The following is a 26,783-nucleotide window of genomic DNA, read 5'->3' as shown; positions in this document are numbered from 1 at the left end:
GCTCTACCTATGTCGCGGCCGAGCCGGTCGACGATCACATTGCTGTCGTCAGGCGTCCAAGGCGAGCTTACGCGGAGATCGCCATGATAGTCTATCGCGGCACGCTTCTTGCTACTTCCGACGGGACTTCCCAGGGGAAATTTCCATGCAGTTGATGACCAGAGTGACCGCGATTTTTGCCCTGCTCGCAGCCATTGCGGCGCTGCCCGCCCCCTCGCAGGCGCAGGACAAGGTCGCCGTCGGCGTATTCCCGCTGTCGTCGTCGCTGCCTTATTTCGTCGCGCTGGAACGCGGGTTCTTCAAGGAACGGAACATCGAGCCCGAGATGACGAAGCTTTTGGGTGGGCCCGCCAACGTCGCGGCGCTGATGACCAACCAGATCGAGGTCTCGGCGGTTCTGGTCACGCTCGAAGGCCTCAACGCCAACGTCAAGAAGCCGGGAGTCGCCACCTATATCAGCCTCAACAGCCAGACCAAGGTCTGGAAGATGGAACAGTTCGTCGTCCGCAATGGCTTTGCGGCGAAAACGATCGCCGATCTCAAGGGCGCCAAACTGATGTCGGCGCCGGGACCGGCCAACATCAACACCGCAAAGGCGATCCTCGCCAAGAACGGCCTGAAGGCAGGCGACTACACGATCGACCAGCTCGACATGGGCCAGCACGTCAACGCCATGACGGCCGGCACCTTCGACGGCGGCTACACGCTCGAGCCGAATGCATCGATGATGATCAAGGCAGGCGTCGCGCACCCGATCGAGGCCGGGGTGATCTCGAAATACATCCTCGGCAATGAGAATGCCAACGCCTACGCCGCCGGCTGCGCGATGACAGCCGATTTCATCCAGAAGCGACCGGATGTGGCAAAACGCTTCGCGGCCGCCTGGGCCAAGGCGATTGCCTTCATCAACGCCAATCCGGATGAAGCGCGGAAACACCTCGCCAAGAACACGTTCACGCCGGATAACGTGGTCGATATGGTGCCGATGCTTGGCTATGTGATGGTCGGCGATATGACAAAGGAGCAGCTTGCCGATCTGCAGGCATTGTCGGATTTCGGCAACTCGATCGGCGTCGTGCCCGAAAAGATCGACGTCACCAAGTTCCTGCACAGGTTCTGAGGCGCGCATGACGATCCAGGGCTATCGCATTTGGCTATTTGGCGGCTATGGACGAGGCGGGCCTCATGGTTCGAGACGCGCCGCAAGCGGCGCTCCTCACCATGAGGGTCTAGGATTCCGCCACGGAATCAGACCTCATCCTGAGGAGCCCGCCAATGGCGGGCGTCTCGAAGGATGGGCCGCGAAGGGACCGCCCTCCATGTGCGATAGCCCTGCATGACCAGCACGACCGCAAGCGTGGCGAGCGGGCTGTCCAGCGGCTTCGACGAGGCGCGCCGGACGGCGCCGCATGTCACGATCCGCGGGCTTTCCAAGCGTTATCCCGACGCTGTCATCTACGACGCCTTCGATTTCGATATTCCGCGCGGCAAGCTCATTTCCGTGTTCGGACCAAACGGCTGCGGCAAGAGCACGCTGATCAACATGATCGCAGGGCTGGTGCCCGCTGATAGCGGCGAGGTGCTGTTCGACGGGCGGCCGCTCAGTCGCGTCAAGTTCGGCTATGTGTTCCAGAACTATCGCGAGGCCCTGTTTCCGTGGCTGCCGGCGTTCGACAACATCGCCTATCCGCTGAAGCTGATGGGCGTGCCGAAGGTGGAACGCAAGCTGCGCGTGGAGCGGCTGGTGGCGCGTCTCGGCGTCAAGATCGACCTTGCGCTCTATCCCTACTACCTCTCCGGCGGACAGCAGCAACTCGTCTCGATCATGCGCGGGCTGATCGTCGAGCCGGAGGTCTTGTTCCTCGACGAGCCGTTCTCCGCGCTCGATTACGAGATGACGCTGTTCATGCGCGAGCAGCTGCAGCGCGTGTTCATGGAAACGAAGACGACGACGGTGCTGGTGTCGCACGACCTCGAAGAAGCCGTATATCTCTCCGACTATGTGCTGCTGTTGTCGCGCCATCCGGCACGGGTGGTCGAGTTCGTGCCGTATGACGCGCCGCGGCCGCGCACGGACAAGACGATGTCAGAGTCTTCCTTCGTCGCCACCAAGGCACACTGCCTGAAGCTGTTCCAGCACGAGGTGCGCCGCGGATGACAGGACGCCAGCAAATCGCGAGGGCGTTGCTGCCGCTGGTTGGCGTTGCGATGCTGCTCGCCGTCTGGACGCTGGTGAACGGACTGAAGCTGGTCGATCCCGTGCTGCTGCCCTCGCCCGCCGAGACGTTCAGGACCTTGTGGGAAGGCATGACCAGCGGCAAGCTCGGCGTCGACTTCGTCAAGACGGTGGCGCGGACGATCTCCTCCACCGCAATTGCGGCAGTCATCGCCATTCCGCTCGGCATCCTGCTCGGCTCCTCGGAGAAGCTCTATCGCTCGGTGGAGTTCCTGATCGACTTCTTCCGTTCGACGCCCGCCTCCGCGATGTTTCCACTGTTCCTGGTGCTGTTCGGCGTCGGCGACCGCACCAAGATTTCCGTGGCCGCGTTCGGCGCCGGCCTCGTCATCCTGTTCAACGTCGCCTACGGCGTCATGAACGCGCGGAAGACGCGCCTGCTTGCCGCCAAGGTGATGGGCGCATCGCGCACGCGCGTGCTGTTCGACGTGATGCTCCTGGAATCGCTGCCGCAGACCTTCGTGGGCTTGCGCAACGGCGTGTCGCTTGCGCTCGTCATCATCGTGGTCGCCGAGATGTTCATCGGCTCGACCGACGGGCTCGGCCAGCGCGTATTCGAAGCGCAGCAATTGTTCGACATGCCCGGCATGTATGCGGCGATCTTTGCCGCCGGCGCGCTCGGCTACGCGCTCAATCTCTTGTTTCTATTGATCGAACGCCGCTTCGTGCACTGGGCCGGCCGCTAGGAGCGGCGCTTTCCGGCCTCAGGACGAGGTCGTGCGAACCCGAAATATCCCAGTCGGCCGAATGGCCTATCTTCTAGGCCGCCGGACGCATGCCCCGATCGAAACCTCCATTCTCCAGGGAGAATCTCATGGCCCGCACCGTTGCCGACCAGATGGTCGAGACCTTTGCCGCAGCCGGCGTGAAACGCATTTACGGCATTGTCGGCGACAGCTTGAACGGTTTCACTGACGCGCTGCGCCGCCACGGCGGCGTCGAGTGGCTGCATGTGCGCCACGAGGAAGTCGCGGCCTTCGCCGCCGGCGCCGAGGCGCATATCACGGGCGAACTCGCCGTCTGTGCCGGAAGCTGCGGTCCCGGCAATCTGCATCTGATCAACGGCCTGTTCGACTGCCATCGTTCGCGTGTGCCGGTAGTGGCAATCGCCGCGCATATCCCTTCGCCCGAGATCGGCTCGGGCTTTTTCCAGGAGACGCATCCGGAGCATCTGTTCAAGGAATGCTCGACCTATTGCGAATTGGTGTCGAGCGCCGAACAGATGCCCCGCGCGATCGAGATCGCCGTGCGGCGTGCGATCGGCGAACGTTGCGTCAGCGTCATCGTGATTCCCGGCGACATCGCGCTCAAGCCAGCCACCGGCACCTCGGCCTCGGCATCGACAGGGCTGGTGCTGTCGCAGCCGGAGGTGGCGCCATCGGATGCCGCACTCAAGCAGATCGCCGACCTCCTGAACCAGTCGGAGCGCGTCACGCTGCTCTGCGGCAGCGGCTGCGCCGGCGCGCATGACGAATTGATGCAGCTCGCGGAAGCGCTGAAATCGCCGATCGTCCACGCCATGCGCGGCAAGGAACATGTCGAGTGGAACAATCCTTACGACGTCGGCATGACCGGCCTGATCGGGTTTTCCTCGGGCTATCACGCCATGGAAAACTGCGACACGCTGCTGATGCTCGGCACTGACTTCCCCTATCGGCAGTTCTATCCGAAGGGCGCGCGGATCGCGCAAGTCGACGTCAGGCCCGAGGCGATCGGCCGGCGCGTGCCGGTCGAGCTCGGCGTCATCGGACAGGTCGGCCCGACGGTGCGCGCATTGTTGCCGCGACTGACGGCCAAGGATGATCGGCGGTTTCTCGACGGTGCGCGCAAGCATTATGCCGAAGCGCGCCGCGGCCTCGACGAGCTCGCCTCCGGCCGTAAGGGCGGCACGCTGCATCCGCAGCAGATCGCGCGTGTCGCAAGCCAGCTCGCCAGTGAGGACGCGATCTTCACCTGCGACGTCGGCCTGCCGACAGTCTGGGCGGCGCGCTATCTCGCGATGAACGGCAAGCGCCGCCTGATCGGCTCGTTCTGGCATGGCTCGATGGCCAACGCGATGGCACAGGCGATCGGCGCCCAGGCGGCTGCACCGGGACGCCAGGTCATTTCGCTTTCCGGCGATGGCGGCTTCACCATGCTGATGGGCGATCTCCTCAGCCTTTCCCAGCTCAAGCTGCCGGTGAAGGTGATCGTGTTCAACAATGGCGCGCTCGGCTTCATCGAGCTCGAGCAGAAATCCTCCGGCTTCCTTGACACCGGCACAGAGTTGAAGAACCCGAACTTTGCCGCCATGGCGGAGGCCACCGGCATCAAGGGTGTCCGCATCGAGGATCCGTCCGAGGTCGAGGGCAAGCTTGCCGAAGCTTTCGCGCATCCCGGACCCGTCGTGATCGACGCCGTCGTCAACCGTCTGGAGCTCGCGATGCCGCCCAAGGTCACCACCGAGATGGCCAAGGGCTTTACGCTCTACATGGTGCAGGCGGTGCTGAACGGCCGCGCCGACGAGGTCGTCACGCTGGCGCGGACCAATCTCTTGCGGTGAGAGGCGCCCTCTCCCGCTTGCGGGAGAGGTGAGATCACCGCCGCTACGTGCAGCGCGCCGAAAAACCCGATCCCGCGAGCTTGGCCAGCACATCGTCCAGATGCGCGCGGTCACGGGTTTCGATCACGAGCTCGAGCAGCGTCGCCTTGGCCGGGAGCGCCGAGAAGGTGCGCTGGTGCGAGACCTCGATGATATTCGCACCGGCTTCGGCGAGCAGCGCCGAGACCGCGGCGAGCTGGCCGGGTCGGTCGACGATGTCGAGCGTGAGCTGCGTCAGCCGTCCCTCGCGCGCGAGTTCGCGCGTCAGCACCGAGGCGATCAGGCGCGTGTCGATGTTGCCGCCGGTCAGGACCAGGCCGACCTTCTGCCCCGCGAAGCGCTGCGGCGCGGCCAATACCGCCGCGAGGCCCACGGCACCGGCCCCTTCGACGACCGTTTTCTCGATCGAGATCAGCATCGATACCGCGCGCTCGATCTGATCTTCCGTGACCAGCAGGATGTCGTCGACCAATTCGCGCACGATCTTGGTCGTGATCTGGCCCGGCGACTTGACCGCAATGCCCTCGGCAAGGGTGTCGCCGCGCATCGGCAGATGCTCGTTCCTGACCGCGTTGTGCATCGACGGGTAGAGGTGGGCCTGGACGCCGATGATCTTCAAACCGGGCTTGAGCGATTTGGCTGCGATCACGATGCCCGAGATCAACCCGCCGCCGCCGATCGGCACGACGAGCACATCCAGATCCGGCACGGACGCCAGCATCTCCAGTGCAATCGTGCCCTGGCCAGCCATGATCAGCGGATCGTCATAGGGATGGACAAAGGTCATGCCGCGTGCCTCGCAAAGCTTGCGGGCAAACTGCGCGGCGTCCTCCAGCGTCGCGCCGGAGATGATGACTTCGGCGCCATGGCGCCGCGTATTCTCGATCTTCACCATCGGCGTGCCGATCGGCATCACGATCGTGGCGGGAATGCCGAGCCGCAAGGCGTGGTAGGCGACGCCCTGCGCATGATTGCCGGCCGACATCGCGATCACGCCGCGCTGTCGTTCCCCCGGGGACAAAGCCTGCAGGCGGTTCAACGCCCCGCGTTCCTTGAAGGAGGAGGTGAACTGCAAATTCTCGAATTTGAGCCAGATCTCGCAGCCGCAGATCTCGCTCAGCGTCCGGCTCTGGTTGCAGGCGGTGACGATGACGGAATCGCGGATGGTGGCCGCGGCGGCCCTGATATCGGCCAGGGTGATCGGAAGGTTTTTCAAGTTGACCTCGGTTTGTCCTGTAGCTCCTGTTGGCGCGCCTGTGGCATGCTCACGGCCTCCCTCCTTGGATACGGTCTGGAATGCCAACCTATATTGCCCTGCTCCGTGCCGTGAATGTAGGCGGAACCGGCAAGCTGCCAATGGCCGAGCTGAAAGCGATGTGCGTCGCCGAAGGATTTGCAAGCGTACAAACCTATATCGCCAGCGGCAATGTGGTGTTCGACAGCAAATTGCCCGCCGGGAAGGTGAAGGCTGCATTGGAGAAGCGGCTGCAGGCCTATGCGGGCAGCCCGATCGGCGTGGTGATCAGGACTGCGGAGGAGATGGCCGCGGTGCTGAAGGCCAATCCGTTCCCCAAGGCGCAGCCGAACTGGACGGTTGCGATCTTCCTCGACGAAGCGCCGCCGCCCGATGCGCTTGCCGCGATCAGGGGGCAGCAGGACGAGGACGTGCGCCTCGGCAAGCGCGAGATCTATGTCGCCTATGGCTCAGGCATGGGTCGCTCGAAGCTGAAGATACCGGCAGCCGCAAACGGCACCGCGCGGAACATCAATACGATCGCCAAGCTCGTGGAGCTCGCGTCGGGCAGTTAGAGCATCCCTAGGCGAAGTGGAGACCGGCTCAGGCGTCCTGGAGTGCGGCCTGGGCGTGCTCGCGCGGCCTGACCGGCTCGGCCCGCTCGACCACGTCGCAATTCTCACAATGCAGGACGGTACGGAAATGCTTGTCCAGCGCGACGGTCCGTTGCCGGCCGCATTGGCAGCGCATCTGCTTGTCCATGGGAATGACCCTGGTTGTACTGGTTCGCGGGAAGGTCGGTGCGCCTAGCTAGCCGCTAAGGGTTAACCTAGTGTGACGACGATGACGCAAATCAGGCGCGGCTTCGACAAGCCATCTTGCCGCGCCGCCGATTTTCCTGCGGTTCGAGGCCGACCTGGTCGCGGGCTCAATGGCGCCGAGGGCCAAGCTCAGAGGCTCGGCACTTCCTCCAGCGCGACCGCTTGCAGGCCGCCAAAGCGGCGTTCCCGGCCATGGAAGGAGGCTAGCGCCTCGGCGAGATCGTCCCCGTCGAACTCCGGCCACATCCGATCGGTGAAGTGCAGCTCGGCGTAGGCGCCTTCCCACAGCATGAAATCGGACAGGCGCTTTTCGCCGCTGGTGCGGATGATGAGATCGACGTCGCGCAGATTCGGCTCGCCGGTAACGAGCTCGGAGAAGGTTTCGCGCGTGAGCTTGCCAAAGCCGGCGACCCGGGTCGCGGCGTTGAGGATGGCATCGCGGGCGGAGTAATCGACCGCCATGCGCAGATGCAGGGTGTCGCCATCAGCCGTCGCGTCTTCCGCACGGGCGATCGCAGCCGCAATGCCGTTGGGCAGACGGTCACGGCGGCCGATCACGGTGAGGCGGACGCCATTGCGCACCAGCGCCTGGATCTCGTTGGCGAGATAGAAGCGCAACAGGCCCATCAGCGCGGTGACCTCGGTCTTCGGCCTGCGCCAATTGTCGCTGGAGAAGGCATAGAGTGTCAGCGTGCCGATACCCTGTTCGGGCGCTGCCTCGACGATGCGGCGGATCGCTTCGACCCCGGCCTCGTGGCCGCGCAGCCGCGACAACCCCTTCCGCGTCGCCCATCTTCCATTGCCGTCCATGATGATGCCGACGTGAAGTTTGGAGGAAAGATCACTTTGCATTACAAAGTCTCCGATCAAAAAAGGGAAGCGTGATCAGGCCGGCAGGATGCCGAGCTGGGAAGGCGCGGCGCCCTCCTTGCCCGCGGCCTTGGCGGCGTCGCGCACCAGCCGTTCCAGCACAGCCAGATAGTCGAGGAAGCGGCGGCGGCCCGCCTTGGTGAGGCGGCAAGTGGTGTGCGGGCGGTTGCCCTCATAGCCCTTGGTGACTTCGACGAGTCCGGCTTCCTGCAACACCTGCAGATGACGGCTGAGATTGCCGTCGGTCAATCCGCAAAGCTGCTTCAGATCGGCGAACGCCAATCCCTTCGGATGCGTCATCAGCGAGGTCATCAGCCCGAGTCGCGCCTTCTCGTGGATCACGCGGTCAAGACCGTCATAGGAGAACGGCGCGTTGTTGGCTTCAATCTTCGACATCGTTTTCTCCGGTGGCGAAATACAACAGGGCAGCCATCAAAACCTGACCGACGACGAAGGGCAGGCCCATGGTCCAGGGCGACAAGGCGTGGCTCTGGCTCGCTACCACCAGCACCGCAAAGCCCGAGAGGAAATACCAGGCGCCGGCAAAGGCGATGCTGCGCGGCAACGAGCGGACAGAAGCGAATACTCCGAGGCTCACCAGCACCTGCCACAGGCCGGGCAGCATCCACAGCGTTTCGGGCGCGAACTTCCACAACAGGATCGCGAGCAAGACGCCGGCGACGCCCGCGGGCAGGAATTGCTCGACCGCTTGCTGGATCATGGCGTCCGCAAGCCCGGAATGATGCCGGCGCGAGCGCGCCCGCATCTCGGTCCAGATCAGCGCGGCCGAAAGCAGCGCGGCGATGGTCCAGCCGCCAAAGAAGGTGAGCGGGTTCCCGGTCGGATTGTTGAGCCAGAGGAACTGCAGGATGGCTGTCAAGAGCGCGACGCCGCCGGTGGCGGCCACGGTCGCCGGGCCATAGCCGCGGAACGCCGTGCCGGCCGCAATCTGGCTGCGGATGGCAAGAATGTCGGCCAGGGCCTTGTCGAGATCGCGCATCGGTTGTCCGAACTTTGCATTGCAAAGTATACCGAGTCGCGAGAGGGGCGCAAGTGAGCCAGCGGCCGACTGGATCACTTCGGCCGTCTCCATGGAAACAGTTTGTGTAGCGCCAGCGCCGCTACACCTTCACCAGGCTCGCAAATCCGCCATAGATCATGCGCTTGCCGTCGAAGGGCATCGACTTTCCGTTCATCATGGGTTTGAGGCGCTCATCCGCCATCACCTTGGCATTGATCTTGTCGCGCTGGGCACGCGATTTGTAGGTGATCCAGGCGAACACGACGGTTTCGCCGGGTTTCAGCTTGACGCTTTGCGGGAACGAGGTGAGCTTGCCGGGCTTGACGTCCTCGGCGACCCATTCGCGATAGTCCAGCGCGCCATGCTCGCGCCAAATCTTGCCGGCCTTCCGCGACAAGCGGGCATAGGCGGCGAGATTCTTCTTCGGGACGGCGACGATGAAGCCATCGACATAGGTCATGGGCGGTTCCTGTTGTTGTTCAGCCATCGTCATTCCGGGGCACGCGGCGCGTGAACTCTGATGCGCAATTGCGCATCGGAGAATCTCGAGGTTCCGGGTTCGATGCTCGCGCATCGCCCCGGAACGACGACAGTGGCTCTCAGCTATGGCAACAGGATGCCTGAACCGGCGTGGGCTGGTATTGGTCACGGTGCCGCACCCAGTCCATCGGATAAGGCAGGCCCTCTTCATGCCGGCCGAGCGGCGTGAGATCCAGATACTGATAGGCCGCGTTCATCATGTCTGTGCCGCGGGCAAAGCACGAATAGGTGTGGAAGATGGCGCCGGTCTCGTCGCGATAGAACACGCTGATGCCAGGCGCCTCCTCGATACCAAAGCCGGACGTGCCGAAATTGTAGATCTTAGCGCCCGACTTCACTTCTTCCGGCGTGAACGACACGGCGAAATCATGGTTGAAGTCGCTGTTGGCCGAGGACAGCCAGTCGAACGTCCAGCCCATCCGTTTCCTGAACGCTTCCAGCTTCTCGAATGGCGCACGCGAGATCGCCACCAGCGTGGTGTCGCGCGCTGCAAGATGCGGGATCAGGCGCTCGTATCCGTCGGCCCAGAACGAACAGCTCTTGCAACCTTCGTCCCAATCGGGTGCGAACATGAAGTGCTGCACGACGAGTTGCGGCCTGCCCTTGAACAGGTCGGCGAGCGCCACTTTGCCGTTCGCTCCGTCGAACATGTAGGCCTTATCGACCTTGACCCACGGCAATGCCCGGCGCTCCGCGCTGAGGGCATCTCGTGCACGGGTGAATTCCTTTTCATGCGCCAGATGGACCTTGCGGGCTTCGAGCCATTCCTCACGTGATACGGTCTTGTGTGGCTGCATGGCATGCTCCTATGACAACGTTGAGGTGACGAACTTTTCCAACTTGCCGAGGGACTCGCTCCAGCCCCGTTCGTGGTCGTCGCGCGCGGTCTCGTCGACGAACTGTTCGTGATGGAAGGTCAGCAGCGTGCCGGCGCCATCTGACCTCAGCGATACGGTCACCAGCGACTCGCGCTCGGGCGTCGAATGCCAGGCCCAGGTGAACACTAATCGCTCGTTTGGCACGACCTCGCGATAGACGCCGCCGACTTGGTGATATTCGCCGTCGTTGCCCGTGAAACTGACGCGGTAGCGCCCGCCGGCGCGAACGTCGAGTTCGGCCTGCACCGAGCCGGGCTTCACATTCGCCGGCCCGAACCATTGCACTAGGTTTTCCGGTTCGGTCCACGCGGCGTAGACTTTTTCCGGCCGCGCGCGGAGGCGGCGCGTAAGGGTGAGGCCGGGGCGCGCGGCGGCGCCGGGGCTGGCGGTGCTGATGGCCATGGGTCTTCCTCCACGAAGGCGGCAAGGCGATCGAAATTGTCAGACCAGAAGCGCGCATAGCGATTGAGCCAGTCCATCGCCTGCTCCATCGGCTGCGCGGTCAGCCGGCACGCCACCGTGCGGCCGGTCTTCTCCCGCGTGATCAGGCCGGCGTCCGACAACACGTCGAGATGCTTCATGATCGCGGGCAGCGACATCTGAAATGGCTGCGCGAGCTCGCTCACGGACAAGCCGTCCTTCTCGCCAAGCCGTGCCAGAAGCGCACGGCGGGTGGGATCGGAAAGCGCCGCGAAAGTGCGGTCCAGCGTCTCGTCTAGATACTTAACCATGTGGTTTAGTATAGACGCGATCGATCACGAGTCAATGGCGCGTATCGCGAGAACATTCACGAAAATCTGGCGCGCAAGAGAACGGGACAGAGGCGACTAGCGCGCGCCGTTCTTTCCTTCTCCCCTTGTGGGAGAAGGTGGCGCGCATGCAATGCGCGACGGATGAGGGGTTGTCTCCGCGAGTGACGGTGATTGTGGAGACAACCCCTCACCCTAGCGGGTCTGTTGCTGGCGCCGTCGCAGCCCTCTCCCACAAGGGGAGAGGGCACATCAACTCGCGCCGCGAAGGCGCACCGCGTGAAGCGCGCCGTTCGCAAGCTCAGTTGTAATAATAATAGTCCCTATGCACGCGACCGCGGCGCGGCGGCTGTTGCTGGCCGAACGCGACGCGTGGATTGATGTTGCAATAGAGGTTGCGGCCGGACGCGCTCGCCATGCATTGGCCATAGGTTTGATACGAGCAGTCGCCCGGAATACCAAAGCCCCTGCCTTGGGCGCACCAGGGATAGTCATAGGCCGCGGCAGGAGCGGAGCCGGCGGTGACACCCGCCCCGACGGCCGTCGCGGCCAGCACTGCCAACATCAGTTTGCGCATCGTCGTTCTCCTTCGCCTGGGCCAAGCTGACCATTGCCCCGCATCTTCGTAGTCGCATCGCCGGCGTCAAGGTTCAGAACGCGTTTGCCGCAGGAAGGTTCTGGCTGGTGCGCGCTTGTGTCCTATTCCACCTTGAGCCCGGCGCCCTCGACGACTTTCCTCCACTTTTCGGTCTCGGCGACGATCTCCGCGCCGAACGCCTCCGGCGTCTGGATGCGCGGCTCGCCGCCCAGTTCAACCAAACGTGTTTTCATCGCGGGCTCGGCCATCACAGCGTTGATCTCGCTGTTGAGCTTAGCGATGATCTCCTTCGGTGTGTTCTTTGGCGCTCCCATGCCGAACAAGGCGCTCGCCTCATAGCCCTTCACGGTCTCGCTGATGGCCTGCACGTCGGGCAGTTGCGATGAACGCTCCGCCGTGGTGACGCCGAGCGCCCGCAATGAGCCGGAGCGGATATGCTGGATGATCGAGGGCATGTTGTCGAAGATCACGTGCACTTGACCGGCAAGCAGGTCGGTGATGGCCGGCGCCGCGCCGCGATAGGGCACGTGCTGCATCTTGGCGCCGCTCATCGCCATGAACATCTCGCCGGAGAGATGCACCGAAGTGCCATTGCCCGATGAGGCCATGTTCACCTTGCCGGGATTGGCCTTCACATATGCGATGAACTCGGCGACGTTTTTGGCCGGGACATCCTTGTTGACGGTCATCACGTTCGGCACCCGCTGGAACGAGGCGACCGGCGCGATGTCGCGAACGAAATTGAACTTCAAATTCGCATACAGCGTGGCGTTGATGTAGTTCGCGGGATTGACCAGCAGCACGGTGTAGCCGTCCGGCTCGGCGTTGATGGCGGCCTCCGTGCCGATATTGTTGCCGGCGCCGGGCTTGTTCTCGACCACGAATTGCTGTCCGAGCTTTTCCGACAGCCGCTGCCCGATCAGGCGCGCCAGGATATCGGTGGCGCCGCCCGGCGGATAGCCGACGATCCAGCGGACCGGCCGAGCCGGATAGTCCGCCGCTGCCGAAGCGCGGCCGATCGCAAATGTCGAAATCCCGGAACCGATCAGGCCAAGCGCAGTACGGCGTGAAATCATGTAGTTTCCTCCGATATGGCCGGGTTCACACTCCGGTCCGTTTCTATTGAATTAGTGACGGCGCGCGTTGTAACAAACTACGCATTGGACAGCCAGTGCGCGGCCTGCGCGCTGGACCGCGACGAAAGGATGAGGCCATGGCCGTCAAGGTGAACGCGCTCGACCATCTCGTGATCAACGTATCAGACGTGGCGCGATCCACCGAATGGTACAGCAGGATCCTCGGCATGGAGATCAAGGTGTTCGATCCCGGCGAAGGCAAGGCGCCACGGACATCGCTGGAGTTCGGCAACCAGAAGATCAATGTGCGGCCGCGCGATGCCTCCAAGATCGAGTGGTTCACGGCCGACCACGAGACGCCCGGCAGCGAGGACCTCTGCTTCCTCACCTCCAGCACGCCCGATCAGGTGGTCGCGCATCTGAACGCCAACGGCGTCAAGATCGAGGAAGGCCCGGTGGCCAGGCATGGCGCGCGCGGCATGCTGCGCTCGGTCTATTGCCGCGATCCCGACGGCAGCCTGATTGAGATTTCGTCGTATGAGGATGGCGGCAAGTAAGCGCGAAGCAAGCGCACCCTTCCGAGCACGCCCTCAGTCGTCATGCCCGGGCTTGACCCGGGCATCCACGTCTTTCTTGCCGCGGTTTCGTGGATGGCCGGGTCAAGCCCGGCCATGACGGAGGAAATAGCGCCATTTGATCACCTCACGATCCAGTGGCAAAATTGTCCTCCGAACAAGCAAGACGAAAGCAGCCGGCAAGGTTGCACGGGAGGAAGCATGACCAATTCACACGCAGCACCGGCTATCGTGGGACCGTTCGCAGGCCTTGACGTGCCGTGGCTGCTTCGGATGCGCGCCGAGGTCCGGCGCGATCACCCGTTCCTGATCTGGGCGCCGTTCGAGGCGCCGGCGCGGAAATGGACCTACGGCGAATTTCACGAGCGCGTCGGCGCGCTGGCCGCCGGACTTGCGAGACGCGGCATCAGGCCCGGCGAATATGTGCTGATCCATCTCGACAATTGCATCGAGGCGATGCTGGCCTGGTTCGCCTGCGTCGAGCTTGGCGCGATCGCGGTCACCACCAACACGCGCTCGGCCGCCGCCGAGATGGAATATTTCGCCGGGCATTGCGGCGCGGTCGCCGCCATCACCCAGCCGGCCTACGCGGAACTGATCGCGGCCAATTGTCGCGAGCTACGCTGGATCGCCGTGATCTCGCATAACGCCGGCGCCGCGCCGGCACAGGCCACCTCACGCGGCGACAGTTTTGACGCGCTGTTCGCTGACAGCGCCGACCGGCCGCGCCGCGCCACCGACCCGCTCGTCCCCTGCAGCGTGCAGTACACGTCCGGCACGACATCGCGCCCGAAGGCGGTGTTGTGGACCCATGCTAATGCGCTGTGGGGCGCCAAGGTCAATGCCGCGCACGAAGACCTGCATGCCGGCGATGTGCACCAGACCTACCTGCCGCTGTTCCATACCAATGCGCTGGCCTATTCGATGCTGGCGACGCTCTGGGTCGGTGCCTCCTGCGTGATCCAGCCGCGCTTTTCCGCAAGCCGGTTCTGGGGCGTCGCGCTGGAGCATGGCTGCACCTGGACCTCGACCATCCCGTTCTGCATGAAGGCGCTGCTGGAGCACGAGATCCCGAAGAATCACAAGTTCCGGCTCTGGGGCACGGCGGTGTGCGAGCCGCCGGCCTTTGCCGCGTTCGGCGTCAGGACCATCGGCTGGTGGGGCATGACGGAGACCATCACCCACGGCATCGTCGGCGAGGTCGACCAGCCGAACGCGCCGATGTCGATCGGCCGCGCGGCGAGCGAATACTCGATCCGGATCACCAATGATGACGGCTCGGCGACGGAAGTCGGCGGCACCGGCAATCTCTCGATCAAGGGCATTCCCGGATTGTCGCTGTTCAAGGAATATCTGCACAACGAAAAGGCTACCCAGGAAAGCTTCGACGAGCACGGCTATTTCCTGACCGGCGACCGCGTCACGTTGCTCGAGCACGGCTTCGTCAAGTTCGGCGACCGCGCCAAGGACATGCTGAAGGTCGGCGGCGAGAACGTCGCGGCGTCCGAGATCGAACAGGTGATCGCGGTGGTAGCAGGCGTGCGCGAGGCGGCGGTGGTTGCAAAGAAGCACCCGATGCTCGAGGAGGTGCCGGTGGTCTTCATCATTCCGCAGGGCGGCGTCGCACCCGCAGGCCTGCACGACGATGTCATGGCCGCCTGCCGCAACGCGCTCGCCGACTTCAAGGTGCCGCGCGAAATCCGCTTCGTCGACGACATGCCGCGCTCGACGCTGGAGAAGGTCGCGAAGGCGGAATTGCGGAAGATGCTGGAGTGAGGTGAACGCTGTCATTCCGGGGCGCGCATCGCGCGAACCCGGAATCTTGAGATTCCGGGTTCAACGCTGCGCGTTGCCCCGGAATGACGGTGACAATCAATAATGCCCGAACGCGACCGGGCGGAACGCCTGCAGCAATTGCTGGTCGAGCTTGGCGCCCATATCTTCCATGATCGCGAACGCCTTGGCGTGGGTGAACTGCAGCCGGTAGGCGCGCCTCTCCACCAGCGCGGCATAGATATCGACGATGGTGGTGACCCGCACGATGTCGCTGATCTGGCCGCCGTGGAGGCCATTCGGATAGCCGGAGCCGTCCAGCATCTCGTGATGGTGCAGCACCACGTCGAGCATCTCGGGCGGAAAGCCGCCTTGGACCAAGAGCGCCTCGTAGCCGCGCCGCGGATGCTCGCGCATCTCGGCCATCTCGTCCGCCGTCAATTCGGTCGGCTTGTCCAGGATCGAGGTCGGGATGAACGCCTTGCCGACATCGTGCAAGAGCGCCGCGCGGGCGAGGCGGCGCTGGTCGTCCTCGCGCATGCCGAGGTGCTGCGCGAACGCCACCGCAAAGCCGGTCACGAACAGGCAATGACGATAGGTGTCGGTGTGATGGCAGCCGACCATGGTCAGCCATTCGCGCAAGGATGAGTGCTTGATCGCCTTCAGGATCTTGCGCTCGGCGGCGACGATGTCGCTGAATTGCAGGGGCACGCCGGCCGGCAGCTTTTCGAACATCTTGACCATGACCGCGTGCGCCGCCTCGACGCCGCGATTCAGCGCCTTGCCGCGATCGGTTTCATCGTAGCCGTCGGCGTCCGGAAACGCGGCGCGAATGCGCTGCAACAGTCCGGCAGCGTCGAACGGACGTGAGATCGTGTCGGTGGCCCCGAGCGCCCAGGCCTGCATGGTCGCGTGGTGCAATGCATCCTGCAGCACGAACAGGCGCGGCATTTCGCGATAGGCTTCCGTCCTGAGCTTGTTGCGCACGAGCTGCACGCTCTCGGGCGAGCGCAGGTTGATGTCGACCACGATGCCCGAAAGATTATCCGCGGGGTTCTCGGGAATCTCCGCGGTCGAGATGGTATCGACCTCGCCGACGGACCGCAAAATCCTCGCCAGTTCGCTGCTCTGGTCGCCGCGATCCGACGCCAGCAACAGGCGGCGTCTTAGCGAATTCTTGTTGGCTAACGCTGTCATGAAATTCCTGGGCGTTCGCAATGACGATCGACAGCGAAGGCTAGCGGAAAAGGGGTTCCCTCCGGCTTAATGGGCGTGATGAACAGCGGTCTAGCGGAAATGCTCGAATTTTAACGATCGGACCTTCGATTTCCGCATTTCCCACCCGCGAACGGATCGCGCTAGGATGATTGCGCAGCATCGCTGCGGAAAATCTGGTCGGGGAAACGCAATGCCGAAAATCAAGCGAGATGGGGTCGAGATTTACTACGAGATCCATGGCGATGGCCCTCCCCTGCTTTTGACCCACGGCTATTCATCGACCTCCGCGATGTGGCAGGGCCAGGTCGGGGCGCTGTCGAAGCGCCACAGGCTGGTGCTGTGGGACATGCGCGGCCACGGCCAGTCGGACTATCCGAGCGATCCCGCGTCCTATAGCCAAGCCCTGACGGTCGCCGACATGGCCGCGCTGCTCGATACGGTCGGCGCGGAAAAGGCGATCGTCGGCGGGCTCTCGCTCGGCGGCTATATGTCGCTTGCATTCTATCGCGCCTACCCGGAGCGGGTGCGCGCGCTCCTGATCATCGACACCGGACCCGGCTTCAAGAAAGACGACGCCCGCGATGCCTGGAACAAGCGCGCCTACGACACCGCAGAGAAGTTCGAGCGCGAAGGCCTGGACCTTTTAAAGTCGTTCAGCCGTGAGCGCTCCACGGTAACGCACCGCGATGCCACCGGTCTTGCGCTTGCCGCCCGCGGCATGCTGACCCAGCGCGACGCGCGCGTGATCGAGTCGCTGCCCGAGATCAAGGTGCCGTCGCTGATCGTGGTCGGCGCTGACGACACGCCGTTCCTCGCCGCCTCCGACTATATGGCGGCCAAGATCCCCGGCGCGCAGAAGGTCGTGATCCCGGCCGCCGGCCACGCCGTCAATATCGATCAGCCGCAAGCCTTCATCGAGACGGTGTTGCCGTTCCTCGATAGCCTCGAAGTCAAGTCGGAGCAGAAGGCCGCGTCATGAGGAGGATGACCGCGACACTGCTCGTGCTCGCCGCTGCCGCGGAACCGGCCTGCGCGCAACACCTGCCGCCATTTGGCGGTCCTGCTCCTGCGCCATCCACTTTCGTGACGACGCTGTCGAACATTACGCCGCTGGTGTTCGGGATGGATGTGGAAGAGACGTCGCGCGCGCTCGGCACGCCCCTCACCTACATTAGCGGACGTCCCGGCAACGAGATCTATCTCACCTTCCGTGACCTCGGTGGCAGCGGCCTGTTCCCGCACACGGACCGGCTGTTCCTGCAGTTCCGCAAAGGACGGCTCGCCGGCTGGAAAGCCGACTGGGGCCAGAACTGGATGTGGCGGTAGAGCATGATCCGGAAAAGTGGAAACCGGTTTTCCGAAAAGATGATGCTCAAACAAGAGAGGAGATCATGATCCGATTCCGTAATCGGATCATGATCTACCCGCTCCTCTTTCGCGAACCGCAATTGCAACCCTCAAACCAGAAGGGATGACCCATGGGACAAGATATCACGCTGACGGCTTCGGACGGCTTCAAACTCGGCGGCTACCGCGCGGACCCTGCCGGCGCGCCAAAGGGCGCGATCGTGGTGATCCAGGAGATTTTTGGCGTCAACCACCACATCCGCTCGGTCTGCGACCGCCTCGCGCAGGAAGGCTATGTCGCGATCGCACCCTCGATCTTCGACCGCAGCGAGCCGAATTTCCAGAGCGGCTATTCCCCTGATGAAATCGCCGTCGCGCGAAAGTTCGTCGCCAATCCGGATTGGACGGCGATACTGCGCGACACGCAGGCTGCGATTGATGCCGTGAAGCGCGTCGGCCCGGTCGGCATCATCGGCTTCTGCCTCGGCGGCAGCGTCGCCTATGTCGCGGCGACCAAGCTGACGGGCCTGAAGGCAGCCGTCGGCTATTACGGCGGCGCTATCGTCCGCTTTGCCGACGACAAGCCGACGGTGCCGACGCAACTCCACTTCGGCGAGAAGGACTCAGGTATTCCGTTGACCGATGTGGAGACCATCAAGGCCAAGCGGCCCGAGGTCGAGATCCACATCTATCCCGGCGCGCAGCACGGCTTTCACTGCGACGAACGGGCAAGCTACGACAAGGCCAGCGCCGACATCGCCTGGCCGCGCAGCCTAGCGTTCTTCGCGAAGCATTTACGCTGATCGTCATTGCCGGGCTTGACCCGGCAATCCATCAACTTCGGAAAACTCACTTTCGATGGATGCGCGGGTCAAGTCCGCGCATGACAAGGTGATGCTTTCAGAACCACCGCTCGCCGACGAACACCGTGTCGCCGGGACTCATCGGCGTGCCGAGCGGCACGGTGTAGCGCCCCGAGCCGCCAGCGTCGGTATGCGTCAGCGTCACCATGTCGCGCTTGGCGCGCGGCGAGAAGCCGCCCGCAATCGCTACGGCGCTTTCGACGGTCATATTGGGCACGTACGGATATTGTCCGGGCGCGGCGACTTCGCCGAGGATGAAGAACGGCCTGTACGCCTCGATCTCGACGGCGACCGAAGGCTCGCGGATATAGCCGCTGCGCAGCTTTGCCGCGATCTCGCCGGCGAGCCCCGACGTCGTCCGGCCGCGCGCAGGCACCTGCCCGATCAGCGGCATGGTGATCGAGCCGGCAGCATCGATCGCGTAGGTGTTGGTGAGCCCTTCCTGGCCGTAGACCACGACACGCAGCCGGTCGCCGGCATCGAGATGATAGGCCGAGTCGTAGCGGACCGCAGCAACCGGCGCCGCTGCATAGGCCGCGCGGGGTGAAGCGGCAAAGGCGGAGCGAAGCGCGCCGACGGCGCCACCGCCGCTGCTGGCGACCGCGACCGGCGCAGGGCTGGCAGGCCCGCCATAAGCCATGGAGTCGAGATCGGCCGGCGCTGGAGCGACCGCGACCGGGCCGCTCGCGTGCATGCAGCCTGACAGCACGAGTGCAGTCATAACGGCAGTGATCGGCAATCGAAACGCGCGTGCAACCCGCACCCTGGCCATCCCTGAAAAGCGAGACAGCCTAGTCTTGCACCGGTTATGGTTAACAAATGGTTTGTTAGAGAGAACTCCCTCGCCCCGCTCTTGCGGGGCGAGGGAAAACGCGATCAGGCGGTGACGCCGACCCCGATCGGGCACGACACGCCGGTGCCGCCAAGGCCGCAATAGCCCGCCGGATTCTTGGCGAGATATTGCTGATGATAGTCTTCCGCGAAATAGAACTCGCCGGCCTTTGCGATCTCGGTGGTGATCGGACCGAGGCCCTTGGCTGAAAGCGCTTTCTGATAGGCGGCCTTCGAGGCCTCCGCGGCCTTCCGCTGCGCGTCGCCAAAGGTGTAGATCGCGGAGCGATATTGCGTGCCGACATCGTTGCCCTGACGCATGCCCTGCGTCGGGTTGTGATTTTCCCAGAATGTCTTCAGGAGTTGCTCGTAGGAGATCTTCTTCGGATCGAACACGACCAGCACCACTTCGGTGTGGCCGGTACGACCGGAGCAAACCTCCTCATAGGTCGGATTCGGCGTGTAGCCGCCGGCATAGCCAACGGCGGTCGTGTAGATGCCATCGCCGAGCTCCCAGAATTTGCGCTCCGCGCCCCAGAAGCAGCCGAGCCCGAACACCGCCTGCTCCAGACCTTCAGGATAAGGCGGCTGCAGCTTGCTGCCTTTGACGAAGTGGGTGGTGGCGGTCGGGATCGGCGTGGCGCGTCCCGGCAGCGCTTCGGCTGCACTCGGCAACGCGGTGGTCTTGCGCATGAACAACATGGATTACCTCCAGGCGGGCATATCGGCCTGAAGCCGAGAGCGGCTTCGGCCGGCTTGGCCCTCAATATAGGTATTTACGCGCAATCTGGCACCCCTGTTACGTCCCCACAACCCGAAGGAGCAAAGTTCGGATCAATCGCGCGCGTAGCCGATCAGCGGCTTGCGCGGCCGGAACAGGATCATCAAGAGGATGCCGGCGACACCGAGCACGACGAAAACCGGCTGGTCGAGGATGATCTTGATCACGCTGTCCCAGAGAAAAGGCGCGGTGCGCTCGATCCAGGCACGGAAGGCCGCCTGGCTGGACTGGTGGATGTCGTTCCAGAACTGGCCGAAGCGGGTGAAGCGCAGGGTCTGATCGGCGACGAAGCGGGCGCCGTCATAGACCATGAAAACAAATCCGCCGGCCAGGAGCAGCAGGCCGATTAACCGAAAAAACCCGCGGATCATGCCTCACCCTAGTCCCTGTCCGCCCCAAGCGCGCCAAGGCCCATTAACGGCAGGAAGGGCGGAAATTCAACCTGTTCAGCACCTTGGCGGCCATTTTCTGCCGGTTTCGGCCCTCCGAACCGGGTGGAAAACGTTGACGCTGGGGGCCGGTCCCTCTATAAGACCGCGCAATGGCGGCGGGCGCAATCCTGCCGCCGCTGTTCTTTGGACGGGCGGCCGCCGGGACTTTTGCTTCTGGGCACGGCTCCCTCAAGAACACATCTCGACAACACAGCAGAGTAGATCACGCGATTTCAACGGCCGGCGCGCTCGAGCCCGACCAACAGAGCGACCAACGCCGAAGGACAATTGAGACCATGGCCAACACCACTTCCGCCAAGAAGGCGACCCGCAAGATTGCCCGCCGCACCATCATCAACAAGTCGCGCCGCACCCAGATGCGTGGTGCGGTTCGCTCGGTCGAAGAAGCGATCAAGCGCGGCGACCGCGATGCAGCGCTGAAGGCGATGGCGCATGCCGAGCCAGAACTGATGAAGGCCGCACAGCGCAACATCGTTCACCGCAATACTGCGAGCCGCAAAGTCTCGCGCCTGACGCATCAGATCGCCAAGCTGGCGAAGTGAACTGACGGAAAAACATTTTCGTCAAAGGCCCGGCTTTATGCCGGGCCTTTTTCTTTTGCGAAGCTTCGAACGACTGTGCTCTCGAAGTGACTCGCTGTTGCAGGACAGCGCGTGTGCCGTATTCAGTGTGCCCGTAGTTTACCGGACCTGCAGTTCTTGCTGCGCTTTACACGCGACGACGCGATTAAATACGCACGCGTGCGCCACATAATGGAATAGCACTAAACATTTCCTCGGCGAAAAGCCGCGAAGGGTTACCCTCCAAAAGCAATCGCGAAAAACTCCGTCTCGCTAATCACTTACCCACATAGCGAAGCCAACTTGTTTGAAAATTGGCGCCGCCGAGATGCTACGTAAATATTTTATGAACTTTTTTTTCCGTTACACCGCGCTTTGTGACACGCGCGAATCTGCGCGGTGATTCAAAAACTTGCTTTCCGGTTTCGCAATTGCAATGCCGCAACACCGGCGAAGACTCAACTCACGAGCCACAAACAACGGATTGTCAGAAATCACGCTTGGTGTATTTGTTTATGCGTTCGCGGCGCCCACGGCTCTTAAGATCAGCGCGATTTTAGACCCACGGGCGGACGTGCAAATCGGCGGCGGTGTGCGCGTTAGCGACGCTTTCCAAGCGAAGCTGAGTTGGCAACTCATAGCAGTATGAGAACGGCTGTTCTGTGTCTGGATTTCTCGATCGCAGCGTCCGCGCTGCGGGAGAGACGAACTGGGGAGACACGCAACAGCCGCGGCCTTAAGCAGCGGGGAACGCGGAGCCCGTGACTGGGTTGACAAGGACTGAACTACGCGGCGGCGCAGCACTGGACATTTCGATGTTTGGGAGCGGCACACTGAATTTGGACCACTTGCGAGCGGATTGCTCGCCGCGCGCAATCGCGGCGAGAGGGGGAGGCAGTATGATTTACGGAACCATCGCAGCATTCGAATTGCGCATTTCAGACAAGTCCGTATTCGACACCTTGAATTGCTCTTCCGCAAACAGCTTCACGCGAACTCCGGATACTCCTTCGAGTACGCGCTGACCTCGCGAACGCACGTCTGTTCCAGCACATAATCTGCCCTGCGGCGGTTTCGCCGAACGGGAGAGATGTGCCCGGAACAGAAGGCCTCGCTAGAGGTCGCGCCGTGGCAAGAAACATGCACGGCGCTTTCACAATCAACGGCACTACTCTTGAGAAAAGTCTTCAGGCAATGACAAACACGGAACAGGATCGCTGGTCGCGGGTGAAGGGACGGTTGCGGACGAGCGTAGGGGAGGATGTCTATACGAGCTGGTTTGCACGCATGGATCTTGAGGGCGTGCAGGACGAAAGCGTCCGCCTGTCGGTTCCGACCCGATTCCTGAAGAGCTGGATCCAGGCGCACTACGCCGATCGCGTGCTCTCCTGCTGGCAGGCCGAGATGCCGGAGGTTCATCGCATCGATCTGACCGTGCGCACGGCAGTGCGGCCTTCGGCCACGGTGAAGGAGACTCCCGCGCCGGCAGAAACGCGCCGCGTCGAGCGTCCGGAAGGACGGCCTTCCGTCGAACTGCGTTCCACCGCGACCGCGCCGGTATCGGCGAGCCACGATGCGCTCGGTGGTTCACCGCTCGATCCGCGGCTGACATTTGCGAGCTTCGTGGTCGGCCGCTCGAATACGCTCGCGCATGCGGCGGCGCGCCAGGTTGCGGAAGGTCGTCGCGGCGATCCGGTGATGTTCAACCCGCTCTACATCCATGCCGGCGTGGGGCTCGGTAAAACCCATCTTCTGCAGGCAGTGACCTGGGCCGGCAATTCCGGTGGCGAGCGCAAGGTGCTGTATCTCACCGCGGAAAAATTCATGTACGGGTTCGTCGCGGCGCTGAAGACGCAGACGGCGCTGGCGTTCAAGGAAGCGCTGCGCGGCATCGACGTGCTGGTGATTGACGACCTGCAATTCCTGCAAGGCAAATCGACTCAGGCCGAGTTCTGTCACACGCTGAATGCGCTGATCGATGCCGGCCGCCAGGTCGTGATCGCGGCCGATCGTCCGCCGTCCGATCTGGAAAGCCTCGACGATCGCGTGCGCTCGCGGCTTGCCGGCGGGCTCGTGGTCGAAATGGGATCGCTCGGCGAGGAGCTGCGCCTCGGCATCCTCAAATCGCGCGTGGCCGCGGCCCGCGTCCATCACGCAAGCTTCGACGTGCCGGACGAGGTGCTGGACTATCTGTCACGCACCATCACCCATAATGGCCGCGACCTCGAGGGCGCGATCAACCGCCTGCTCGCGCACAGCAAGCTGAACAACCAGCCGGTGACGCTGGAGATGGCCGAGCGCGAGGTCCGCGATCTGATCCGCCCGCAGGAGCCGAAGCGCATCAAGATCGAGGACATCCAGCGCGTGGTCGCCCGGCAGTACAATGTCAGCCGTTCCGACCTCTTGTCCTCGCGCCGCACGGCGAACGTGGTGCGCCCGCGCCAGGTCGCGATGTACCTGGCCAAGACGCTGACGCTCCGCTCGCTGCCCGAGATCGGCCGGCGCTTCGGCGGGCGCGACCACACCACGGTGCTTCATGCAGTGCGCAAGATCGAAGCACTGGTCGCCAAGGACAACTCGCTCTCCGAAGAGGTCGAATCCCTGAAGCGCCAATTGCAGGAATGAATTCTTCCCTCCCGCCCAGACCATGATCCGATCCCGGATCATGGTCCCATCCTTTTGTTTGAGCATGATCTTTTCGGAAAACCGGTTTCCACTTTTCCGGATCATGCTCTAGCCGGGGCGGGAACGGCCTTTAATGCCTGAAAACGTGGGGAACGGCGTCCCACTCCCTTGCGCTCGCGCGTTATCCGCGCCACCTTGCGGTCCCCCCGACGGTTTGGTCAAATCCCATGGATTGATCGGCTTTCGGGCCTCAAACGCCGCGGCGCGCCCCATGGCCGCCCGGCCTTTCCATCTCAGAGCACGGTGGGTTACCGGTTTTCGGACAGACCATGCTCAACTCAGGGATCTGGCGGGTATTGCAATGAAGGTCACCGTCGAGCGCGCGCAACTCCTGAAGTCGCTCGGCCACGTGCATCGCGTGGTCGAACGTCGCAACACCATCCCGATCCTCGGCAATGTGCTGGTCCGCGCCGAAAATGCCAAACTCTCGCTGAAGGCGACCGACCTCGATCTCGAGGTGACGGAGACGCTGGCCGCGGAAACCGCCACCGCCGGCTCGACGACGGTGCCCGCCCACATGTTCTACGACATCGTGCGCAAGCTGCCCGACGGCTCCCAGATCGTGCTGGAGGCGGACGGCGACCGCTCGGTGCTGGCGATCCGGGCCGGCCGCTCGCGCTTCACCCTGCAAACGCTGCCGGAGAGCGATTTCCCGGATCTGGCCGCCGGCGACATGACGCATTCGTTCTCGCTTCCCGCCGCCGGCGTCAAGCGCCTGATCGACCGCACGCAGTTTGCGATCTCGACCGAAGAGACACGCTATTACCTCAACGGCATCTACCTGCATTCGGCGGGCAGCGCCCAACAGGCGACGCTCCGTGGCGTCGCGACCGACGGCCATCGCCTGGCGCAGGTCGACCTGGTGCAGCCGAAGGGTGCCGCCGGCATGCCCGGCGTGATCGTGCCGCGCAAGACCGTCGGCGAAGTGCAGCGGCTGATCGAGGATACGGAGGCGGAAATCACCATCGAGCTCTCGCCGGGCAAGATCCGCTTCACGCTCGGCAATGTGGTGCTGACCTCGAAATTGATCGACGGCACCTTCCCCGATTACGGCCGCGTGATCCCGCAGAACAACGACAAGGAACTGGTGGTCGACAAGAAGGATTTTGAAGCCGCCGTCGACCGCGTCTCGACCATCTCCAGCGAGCGCGGCCGCGCGGTCAAGCTGTCGCTGTCGGCAGGCAAGCTCGTGCTGTCGGTGACAAACCCGGATTCCGGCAGCGCCACCGAGGAACTGGAGGTCGAATACGCCTCCGACGCACTCGATATCGGCTTCAACTCGCGCTATTTGCTCGACATCGCCGCCCAGATCGAGGGCGAAGTCGCAGTCCTGAAACTCGCCGATCCCGGCTCGCCGACGCTGGTGCAGGACAAGGACAACAAGAGCGCGCTGTACGTGCTGATGCCCATGCGGGTGTGACCTCGTCCCGCGAAACGCGCTCCGACGTACCCTCTCCCCTTGTGGGAGAGGGTGGCGCCTCACGAAGTGAGGCGCCGGGTGAGGGGTTTGCGCCGCAAACACCACACCATCGACCGATCGCCAAGCGCATCCGCACCTTCGCAAAGAAGATGCGGCTGGAGCCGACCGATGCCGAAGCGAAGATGTGGCGATTGCTCCGCGATCGACGCCTTTCACACCTGAAGTTTCGTCGCCAAGTCCCGTTTCAGACCTATATTCTCGACTTCGTCTGTTTCGAGAAGCGCCTCGTCATCGAAATAGACGGCAGTCAGCACGCGTCATCGACACGAGATGCGGTGAGAGAAGCCGCCCTCATCGCGGAAGGCTTTCGTGTCGCACGTTACTGGAACAACGATGTGCTGCTGCAACCCGGGGCGATATTGGAGGACATACTCGCAAAGCTTGCCGAGCTGTGAGATACCCCTCACCCGTCGCCTCGCTTCGCGAGGCGCCACCCTCTCCCACAAGGGGAGAGGGGAAGGACGACGAACGACATGACCCCTTCGCGCATCCATCGGCTGTCGCTGACGCATTTCCGCAGTTATCGGGCGGCGAGCGTTTCGACGCGCGGTGACGTGGTGGTGCTGGTCGGGCCGAACGGTGCCGGCAAGACCAATTGCCTCGAGGCGATCTCGTTTCTGGCGCCGGGGCGGGGCCTGCGCCGCGCGACGCTGGAAGACGTCGCCGACAACCAGGGCGAAGGTTCCTGGGCGGTCTCCGCCGAGGTCGAGGGCGCGCTGGGACTGTCGACGCTCGGCACCGGGATCGAAGCGCCCGCGCAAGGCGGCGAGAGCGTCAGCCGGCGCTGCCGCATCGATCGCGAGCCGGTGGGTTCGGCCGCGGCGTTCGGCGACCATCTGCGCATGGTGTGGCTCACGCCTGCGATGGACGGCTTGTTCATGGGCGCGGCCTCCGAACGACGGCGGTTCTTCGATCGGCTGGTGCTTGCGATCGACTCCGAGCATTCCAGCCGCGTCTCGGCGCTGGAGCGCTCGCTGCGCTCGCGCAATCGCCTCCTGGAAGTGCGCAATTATGACGACCACTGGTGCGGCGCGATCGAACGCGAGACCGCTGAGCTTGCGGTCGCGGTGGCGGCGACGCGCGGCCAGACCGCCGCAAGACTGTCGGCGATGCTGCGTAAGCGCGCGCAGGGCTCAGCGTTTCCTTCGGCCGAGATCGCGCTCGACGGCTGGATGGAGAATGCGCTGCTCAGCGAGCCCGCAACGGCCGTCGAGGACCGCTACCGCGAGATCCTGCGCCTCAGCCGCGCGCGGGATGCCGCCGCCGGACGCACGCTCGACGGCCCGCATCTGACCGATCTGCAGGTCGTCTACGCGCCGAAGAACATGCCGGCACGCGACGCCTCCACCGGCGAGCAGAAGGCGCTTCTGATCGGGCTGGTGCTGGCACATGCGACATTGGTCGCCGAGATGACCGGCATCGTGCCGTTGCTGTTGCTCGACGAAGTGGTGGCGCATCTCGATCCGAACAGGCGCAAGGCGCTGTTCGACGAGTTGGCAAAGCTCGGCGCGCAGGTCTGGATGACCGGCGCCGATCCCGCCGCATTCGTCGATATCGGAGCGAATGGCGAGATCTTCGACGTCGAGGCAGGCCGCATCAACCGCCGCGGCTGAC

The 26,783-nt window shown here is 63.4% G+C and carries 30 protein-coding genes; 15 read left to right on the top strand and 15 right to left on the bottom strand.

Going from position 1 to position 26,783, the window contains the following annotated elements:
• Nucleotides 1–145: 145 nt before the first annotated feature.
• From ACZXDY_RS23845 to poxB, 4 genes are all read left to right on the top strand, one after another.
• Entirely contained in the window at nt 146–1,120 is a 975-nt protein-coding gene (locus ACZXDY_RS23845; protein WP_464347174.1) for an ABC transporter substrate-binding protein, read from the top strand.
• 216 nt (nt 1,121–1,336) lie between these two features.
• Nucleotides 1,337–2,158, top strand: a complete 822-nt coding sequence (locus tag ACZXDY_RS23840) for an ABC transporter ATP-binding protein (RefSeq protein WP_464347173.1) — start codon at nt 1,337–1,339, stop codon at nt 2,156–2,158.
• Nucleotides 2,155–2,922 carry an ABC transporter permease gene (locus tag ACZXDY_RS23835; protein WP_464347172.1) on the top strand — a complete coding sequence of 256 codons (768 nt, stop codon included), beginning with the start codon at nt 2,155–2,157 and terminating at the stop codon, nt 2,920–2,922. The genes ACZXDY_RS23840 and ACZXDY_RS23835 overlap by 4 nt, the downstream gene beginning before the upstream one ends.
• A 128-nt stretch (nt 2,923–3,050) precedes the next feature.
• Complete coding sequence (gene poxB / locus ACZXDY_RS23830; protein WP_464347171.1) at nt 3,051–4,778, top strand: ubiquinone-dependent pyruvate dehydrogenase; 1,728 nt, start codon at nt 3,051–3,053, stop codon at nt 4,776–4,778.
• Between the two features lie 43 nt (nt 4,779–4,821).
• Here the strand turns inward: poxB and ACZXDY_RS23825 are convergent, their stop codons facing one another.
• Nucleotides 4,822–6,033, bottom strand: a complete 1,212-nt coding sequence (locus ACZXDY_RS23825) for a threonine ammonia-lyase (protein WP_464347170.1) — start codon at nt 6,031–6,033, stop codon at nt 4,822–4,824.
• A gap of 80 nt (nt 6,034–6,113) precedes the next feature.
• On the opposite strand from ACZXDY_RS23825, the gene ACZXDY_RS23820 reads away from it, so the two are divergent.
• Nucleotides 6,114–6,626 carry a DUF1697 domain-containing protein gene (locus ACZXDY_RS23820; protein WP_464347169.1) on the top strand — a complete coding sequence of 171 codons (513 nt, stop codon included), beginning with the start codon at nt 6,114–6,116 and terminating at the stop codon, nt 6,624–6,626.
• A 28-nt stretch (nt 6,627–6,654) separates the two neighbouring features.
• On the opposite strand, the gene ACZXDY_RS23815 is transcribed toward ACZXDY_RS23820, so the two are convergent.
• The 10 genes from ACZXDY_RS23815 to ACZXDY_RS23770 all read right to left on the bottom strand — a co-directional run bounded on the left by ACZXDY_RS23815 (nt 6,655) and on the right by ACZXDY_RS23770 (nt 12,604).
• Nucleotides 6,655–6,813: a hypothetical protein gene (locus ACZXDY_RS23815; protein ID WP_165435197.1), complete on the bottom strand. Its 159-nt coding sequence runs from the start codon at nt 6,811–6,813 to the stop codon at nt 6,655–6,657.
• Between the two features lie 188 nt (nt 6,814–7,001).
• Nucleotides 7,002–7,724 carry a di-trans,poly-cis-decaprenylcistransferase gene (locus ACZXDY_RS23810; RefSeq protein WP_464347168.1) on the bottom strand — a complete coding sequence of 241 codons (723 nt, stop codon included), beginning with the start codon at nt 7,722–7,724 and terminating at the stop codon, nt 7,002–7,004.
• A gap of 33 nt (nt 7,725–7,757) precedes the next feature.
• Complete coding sequence (locus ACZXDY_RS23805; protein ID WP_028162507.1) at nt 7,758–8,138, bottom strand: winged helix-turn-helix domain-containing protein; 381 nt, start codon at nt 8,136–8,138, stop codon at nt 7,758–7,760.
• Entirely contained in the window at nt 8,125–8,742 is a 618-nt protein-coding gene (locus ACZXDY_RS23800) for a hypothetical protein (RefSeq protein WP_464347167.1), read from the bottom strand. Before ACZXDY_RS23800 ends, ACZXDY_RS23805 begins: the two co-directional genes overlap by 14 nt.
• A gap of 121 nt (nt 8,743–8,863) precedes the next feature.
• The gene (locus ACZXDY_RS23795) at nt 8,864–9,223 is read right to left on the bottom strand and encodes a DUF1428 domain-containing protein (RefSeq protein ID WP_464347166.1); all 360 of its coding nucleotides are present in this window, start codon (nt 9,221–9,223) and stop codon (nt 8,864–8,866) included.
• A 139-nt stretch (nt 9,224–9,362) separates the two neighbouring features.
• Nucleotides 9,363–10,100 (bottom strand): DUF899 domain-containing protein, encoded by a 738-nt coding sequence (locus tag ACZXDY_RS23790; protein ID WP_464347165.1) that lies wholly within the window; start codon nt 10,098–10,100, stop codon nt 9,363–9,365.
• 9 nt (nt 10,101–10,109) lie between these two features.
• Nucleotides 10,110–10,583: an SRPBCC family protein gene (locus ACZXDY_RS23785; RefSeq protein ID WP_464347164.1), complete on the bottom strand. Its 474-nt coding sequence runs from the start codon at nt 10,581–10,583 to the stop codon at nt 10,110–10,112.
• Nucleotides 10,466–10,912: an ArsR/SmtB family transcription factor gene (locus tag ACZXDY_RS23780; RefSeq protein ID WP_464347163.1), complete on the bottom strand. Its 447-nt coding sequence runs from the start codon at nt 10,910–10,912 to the stop codon at nt 10,466–10,468. The genes ACZXDY_RS23785 and ACZXDY_RS23780 overlap by 118 nt, the downstream gene beginning before the upstream one ends.
• A gap of 319 nt (nt 10,913–11,231) precedes the next feature.
• A complete protein-coding gene (locus tag ACZXDY_RS23775; protein ID WP_464347162.1) occupies nt 11,232–11,507 on the bottom strand; it encodes a DUF3551 domain-containing protein in 276 nt (91 codons plus the stop codon).
• Between the two features lie 122 nt (nt 11,508–11,629).
• The gene (locus ACZXDY_RS23770) at nt 11,630–12,604 is read right to left on the bottom strand and encodes a Bug family tripartite tricarboxylate transporter substrate binding protein (protein ID WP_464347161.1); all 975 of its coding nucleotides are present in this window, start codon (nt 12,602–12,604) and stop codon (nt 11,630–11,632) included.
• Between the two features lie 137 nt (nt 12,605–12,741).
• On the opposite strand from ACZXDY_RS23770, the gene ACZXDY_RS23765 reads away from it, so the two are divergent.
• Together ACZXDY_RS23765 and ACZXDY_RS23760 are read left to right on the top strand one after the other, a co-directional pair.
• Nucleotides 12,742–13,161: a VOC family protein gene (locus tag ACZXDY_RS23765; RefSeq protein WP_464347160.1), complete on the top strand. Its 420-nt coding sequence runs from the start codon at nt 12,742–12,744 to the stop codon at nt 13,159–13,161.
• Between the two features lie 219 nt (nt 13,162–13,380).
• Nucleotides 13,381–14,955 (top strand): AMP-binding protein, encoded by a 1,575-nt coding sequence (locus tag ACZXDY_RS23760; protein ID WP_464347159.1) that lies wholly within the window; start codon nt 13,381–13,383, stop codon nt 14,953–14,955.
• Between the two features lie 96 nt (nt 14,956–15,051).
• Here the strand turns inward: ACZXDY_RS23760 and ACZXDY_RS23755 are convergent, their stop codons facing one another.
• Nucleotides 15,052–16,149 carry an HD-GYP domain-containing protein gene (locus ACZXDY_RS23755; protein WP_028162517.1) on the bottom strand — a complete coding sequence of 366 codons (1,098 nt, stop codon included), beginning with the start codon at nt 16,147–16,149 and terminating at the stop codon, nt 15,052–15,054.
• A 211-nt stretch (nt 16,150–16,360) separates the two neighbouring features.
• On the opposite strand from ACZXDY_RS23755, the gene ACZXDY_RS23750 reads away from it, so the two are divergent.
• From ACZXDY_RS23750 to ACZXDY_RS23740, 3 genes are all read left to right on the top strand, one after another.
• Nucleotides 16,361–17,149: an alpha/beta fold hydrolase gene (locus tag ACZXDY_RS23750; protein WP_464347158.1), complete on the top strand. Its 789-nt coding sequence runs from the start codon at nt 16,361–16,363 to the stop codon at nt 17,147–17,149.
• The gene (locus tag ACZXDY_RS23745; protein ID WP_464347157.1) at nt 17,146–17,496 is read left to right on the top strand and encodes a hypothetical protein; all 351 of its coding nucleotides are present in this window, start codon (nt 17,146–17,148) and stop codon (nt 17,494–17,496) included. Before ACZXDY_RS23750 ends, ACZXDY_RS23745 begins: the two co-directional genes overlap by 4 nt.
• A gap of 152 nt (nt 17,497–17,648) precedes the next feature.
• Nucleotides 17,649–18,320 (top strand): dienelactone hydrolase family protein, encoded by a 672-nt coding sequence (locus ACZXDY_RS23740; protein ID WP_464347156.1) that lies wholly within the window; start codon nt 17,649–17,651, stop codon nt 18,318–18,320.
• A 97-nt stretch (nt 18,321–18,417) separates the two neighbouring features.
• Here ACZXDY_RS23740 and ACZXDY_RS23735 read toward each other — a convergent pair whose 3' ends face one another.
• From ACZXDY_RS23735 to ACZXDY_RS23725, 3 genes are all read right to left on the bottom strand, one after another.
• Nucleotides 18,418–19,152 carry a polysaccharide biosynthesis/export family protein gene (locus ACZXDY_RS23735; protein ID WP_464347155.1) on the bottom strand — a complete coding sequence of 245 codons (735 nt, stop codon included), beginning with the start codon at nt 19,150–19,152 and terminating at the stop codon, nt 18,418–18,420.
• A gap of 104 nt (nt 19,153–19,256) precedes the next feature.
• Nucleotides 19,257–19,913 carry a peptide-methionine (S)-S-oxide reductase MsrA gene (gene msrA, locus ACZXDY_RS23730; protein WP_464347154.1) on the bottom strand — a complete coding sequence of 219 codons (657 nt, stop codon included), beginning with the start codon at nt 19,911–19,913 and terminating at the stop codon, nt 19,257–19,259.
• A gap of 132 nt (nt 19,914–20,045) precedes the next feature.
• Entirely contained in the window at nt 20,046–20,363 is a 318-nt protein-coding gene (locus ACZXDY_RS23725; protein ID WP_028162523.1) for a hypothetical protein, read from the bottom strand.
• A gap of 356 nt (nt 20,364–20,719) precedes the next feature.
• Between ACZXDY_RS23725 and rpsT the strand changes: the two genes are divergently transcribed.
• The 5 genes from rpsT to recF all read left to right on the top strand — a co-directional run bounded on the left by rpsT (nt 20,720) and on the right by recF (nt 26,782).
• Nucleotides 20,720–20,986: a 30S ribosomal protein S20 gene (gene rpsT, locus ACZXDY_RS23720; protein WP_028162524.1), complete on the top strand. Its 267-nt coding sequence runs from the start codon at nt 20,720–20,722 to the stop codon at nt 20,984–20,986.
• A 1,212-nt stretch (nt 20,987–22,198) separates the two neighbouring features.
• Nucleotides 22,199–23,629, top strand: a complete 1,431-nt coding sequence (gene dnaA / locus ACZXDY_RS23715; RefSeq protein WP_028162525.1) for a chromosomal replication initiator protein DnaA — start codon at nt 22,199–22,201, stop codon at nt 23,627–23,629.
• Nucleotides 23,630–23,990: 361 nt separating this feature from the next.
• Entirely contained in the window at nt 23,991–25,109 is a 1,119-nt protein-coding gene (gene dnaN, locus ACZXDY_RS23710) for a DNA polymerase III subunit beta (protein WP_130229516.1), read from the top strand.
• A gap of 149 nt (nt 25,110–25,258) precedes the next feature.
• Entirely contained in the window at nt 25,259–25,564 is a 306-nt protein-coding gene (locus tag ACZXDY_RS23705; protein ID WP_051396563.1) for an endonuclease domain-containing protein, read from the top strand.
• 78 nt (nt 25,565–25,642) lie between these two features.
• Complete coding sequence (recF, locus tag ACZXDY_RS23700; RefSeq protein ID WP_464347153.1) at nt 25,643–26,782, top strand: DNA replication/repair protein RecF; 1,140 nt, start codon at nt 25,643–25,645, stop codon at nt 26,780–26,782.
• The last annotated feature ends 1 nt before the right edge of the window (nt 26,783 follow it).

This window comes from Bradyrhizobium sp. LeoB3, from assembly GCF_055456055.1.
The sequence above is the reverse complement of the archived record's forward strand: the minus strand, read 5'-3'. Positions and strand labels throughout refer to the sequence as shown.

Coding starts and splice junctions, on each gene's coding strand:
- recF (WP_464347153.1), top strand. CDS start 25,643: ATGACCCCTTCGCGCATCCATCGGCTGTCGCTGACGCATTTCCGCAGT.
- ACZXDY_RS23725 (WP_028162523.1), bottom strand. CDS start 20,363: ATGATCCGCGGGTTTTTTCGGTTAATCGGCCTGCTGCTCCTGGCCGGC.
- dnaA (WP_028162525.1), top strand. CDS start 22,199: ATGACAAACACGGAACAGGATCGCTGGTCGCGGGTGAAGGGACGGTTG.
- ACZXDY_RS23835 (WP_464347172.1), top strand. CDS start 2,155: ATGACAGGACGCCAGCAAATCGCGAGGGCGTTGCTGCCGCTGGTTGGC.
- ACZXDY_RS23805 (WP_028162507.1), bottom strand. CDS start 8,138: ATGTCGAAGATTGAAGCCAACAACGCGCCGTTCTCCTATGACGGTCTT.
- ACZXDY_RS23795 (WP_464347166.1), bottom strand. CDS start 9,223: ATGACCTATGTCGATGGCTTCATCGTCGCCGTCCCGAAGAAGAATCTC.
- rpsT (WP_028162524.1), top strand. CDS start 20,720: ATGGCCAACACCACTTCCGCCAAGAAGGCGACCCGCAAGATTGCCCGC.
- ACZXDY_RS23815 (WP_165435197.1), bottom strand. CDS start 6,813: ATGGACAAGCAGATGCGCTGCCAATGCGGCCGGCAACGGACCGTCGCG.
- ACZXDY_RS23760 (WP_464347159.1), top strand. CDS start 13,381: ATGACCAATTCACACGCAGCACCGGCTATCGTGGGACCGTTCGCAGGC.
- ACZXDY_RS23705 (WP_051396563.1), top strand. CDS start 25,259: ATGCGGCTGGAGCCGACCGATGCCGAAGCGAAGATGTGGCGATTGCTC.
- ACZXDY_RS23740 (WP_464347156.1), top strand. CDS start 17,649: ATGGGACAAGATATCACGCTGACGGCTTCGGACGGCTTCAAACTCGGC.
- ACZXDY_RS23790 (WP_464347165.1), bottom strand. CDS start 10,100: ATGCAGCCACACAAGACCGTATCACGTGAGGAATGGCTCGAAGCCCGC.
- ACZXDY_RS23845 (WP_464347174.1), top strand. CDS start 146: ATGCAGTTGATGACCAGAGTGACCGCGATTTTTGCCCTGCTCGCAGCC.
- ACZXDY_RS23785 (WP_464347164.1), bottom strand. CDS start 10,583: ATGGCCATCAGCACCGCCAGCCCCGGCGCCGCCGCGCGCCCCGGCCTC.
- ACZXDY_RS23780 (WP_464347163.1), bottom strand. CDS start 10,912: ATGGTTAAGTATCTAGACGAGACGCTGGACCGCACTTTCGCGGCGCTT.
- dnaN (WP_130229516.1), top strand. CDS start 23,991: ATGAAGGTCACCGTCGAGCGCGCGCAACTCCTGAAGTCGCTCGGCCAC.
- ACZXDY_RS23820 (WP_464347169.1), top strand. CDS start 6,114: ATGCCAACCTATATTGCCCTGCTCCGTGCCGTGAATGTAGGCGGAACC.
- ACZXDY_RS23840 (WP_464347173.1), top strand. CDS start 1,337: ATGACCAGCACGACCGCAAGCGTGGCGAGCGGGCTGTCCAGCGGCTTC.
- ACZXDY_RS23750 (WP_464347158.1), top strand. CDS start 16,361: ATGCCGAAAATCAAGCGAGATGGGGTCGAGATTTACTACGAGATCCAT.
- ACZXDY_RS23770 (WP_464347161.1), bottom strand. CDS start 12,604: ATGATTTCACGCCGTACTGCGCTTGGCCTGATCGGTTCCGGGATTTCG.
- ACZXDY_RS23745 (WP_464347157.1), top strand. CDS start 17,146: ATGAGGAGGATGACCGCGACACTGCTCGTGCTCGCCGCTGCCGCGGAA.
- ACZXDY_RS23800 (WP_464347167.1), bottom strand. CDS start 8,742: ATGCGCGATCTCGACAAGGCCCTGGCCGACATTCTTGCCATCCGCAGC.
- msrA (WP_464347154.1), bottom strand. CDS start 19,913: ATGTTGTTCATGCGCAAGACCACCGCGTTGCCGAGTGCAGCCGAAGCG.
- ACZXDY_RS23765 (WP_464347160.1), top strand. CDS start 12,742: ATGGCCGTCAAGGTGAACGCGCTCGACCATCTCGTGATCAACGTATCA.
- ACZXDY_RS23755 (WP_028162517.1), bottom strand. CDS start 16,149: ATGACAGCGTTAGCCAACAAGAATTCGCTAAGACGCCGCCTGTTGCTG.
- ACZXDY_RS23775 (WP_464347162.1), bottom strand. CDS start 11,507: ATGCGCAAACTGATGTTGGCAGTGCTGGCCGCGACGGCCGTCGGGGCG.
- ACZXDY_RS23735 (WP_464347155.1), bottom strand. CDS start 19,152: ATGGCCAGGGTGCGGGTTGCACGCGCGTTTCGATTGCCGATCACTGCC.
- ACZXDY_RS23810 (WP_464347168.1), bottom strand. CDS start 7,724: ATGCAAAGTGATCTTTCCTCCAAACTTCACGTCGGCATCATCATGGAC.
- poxB (WP_464347171.1), top strand. CDS start 3,051: ATGGCCCGCACCGTTGCCGACCAGATGGTCGAGACCTTTGCCGCAGCC.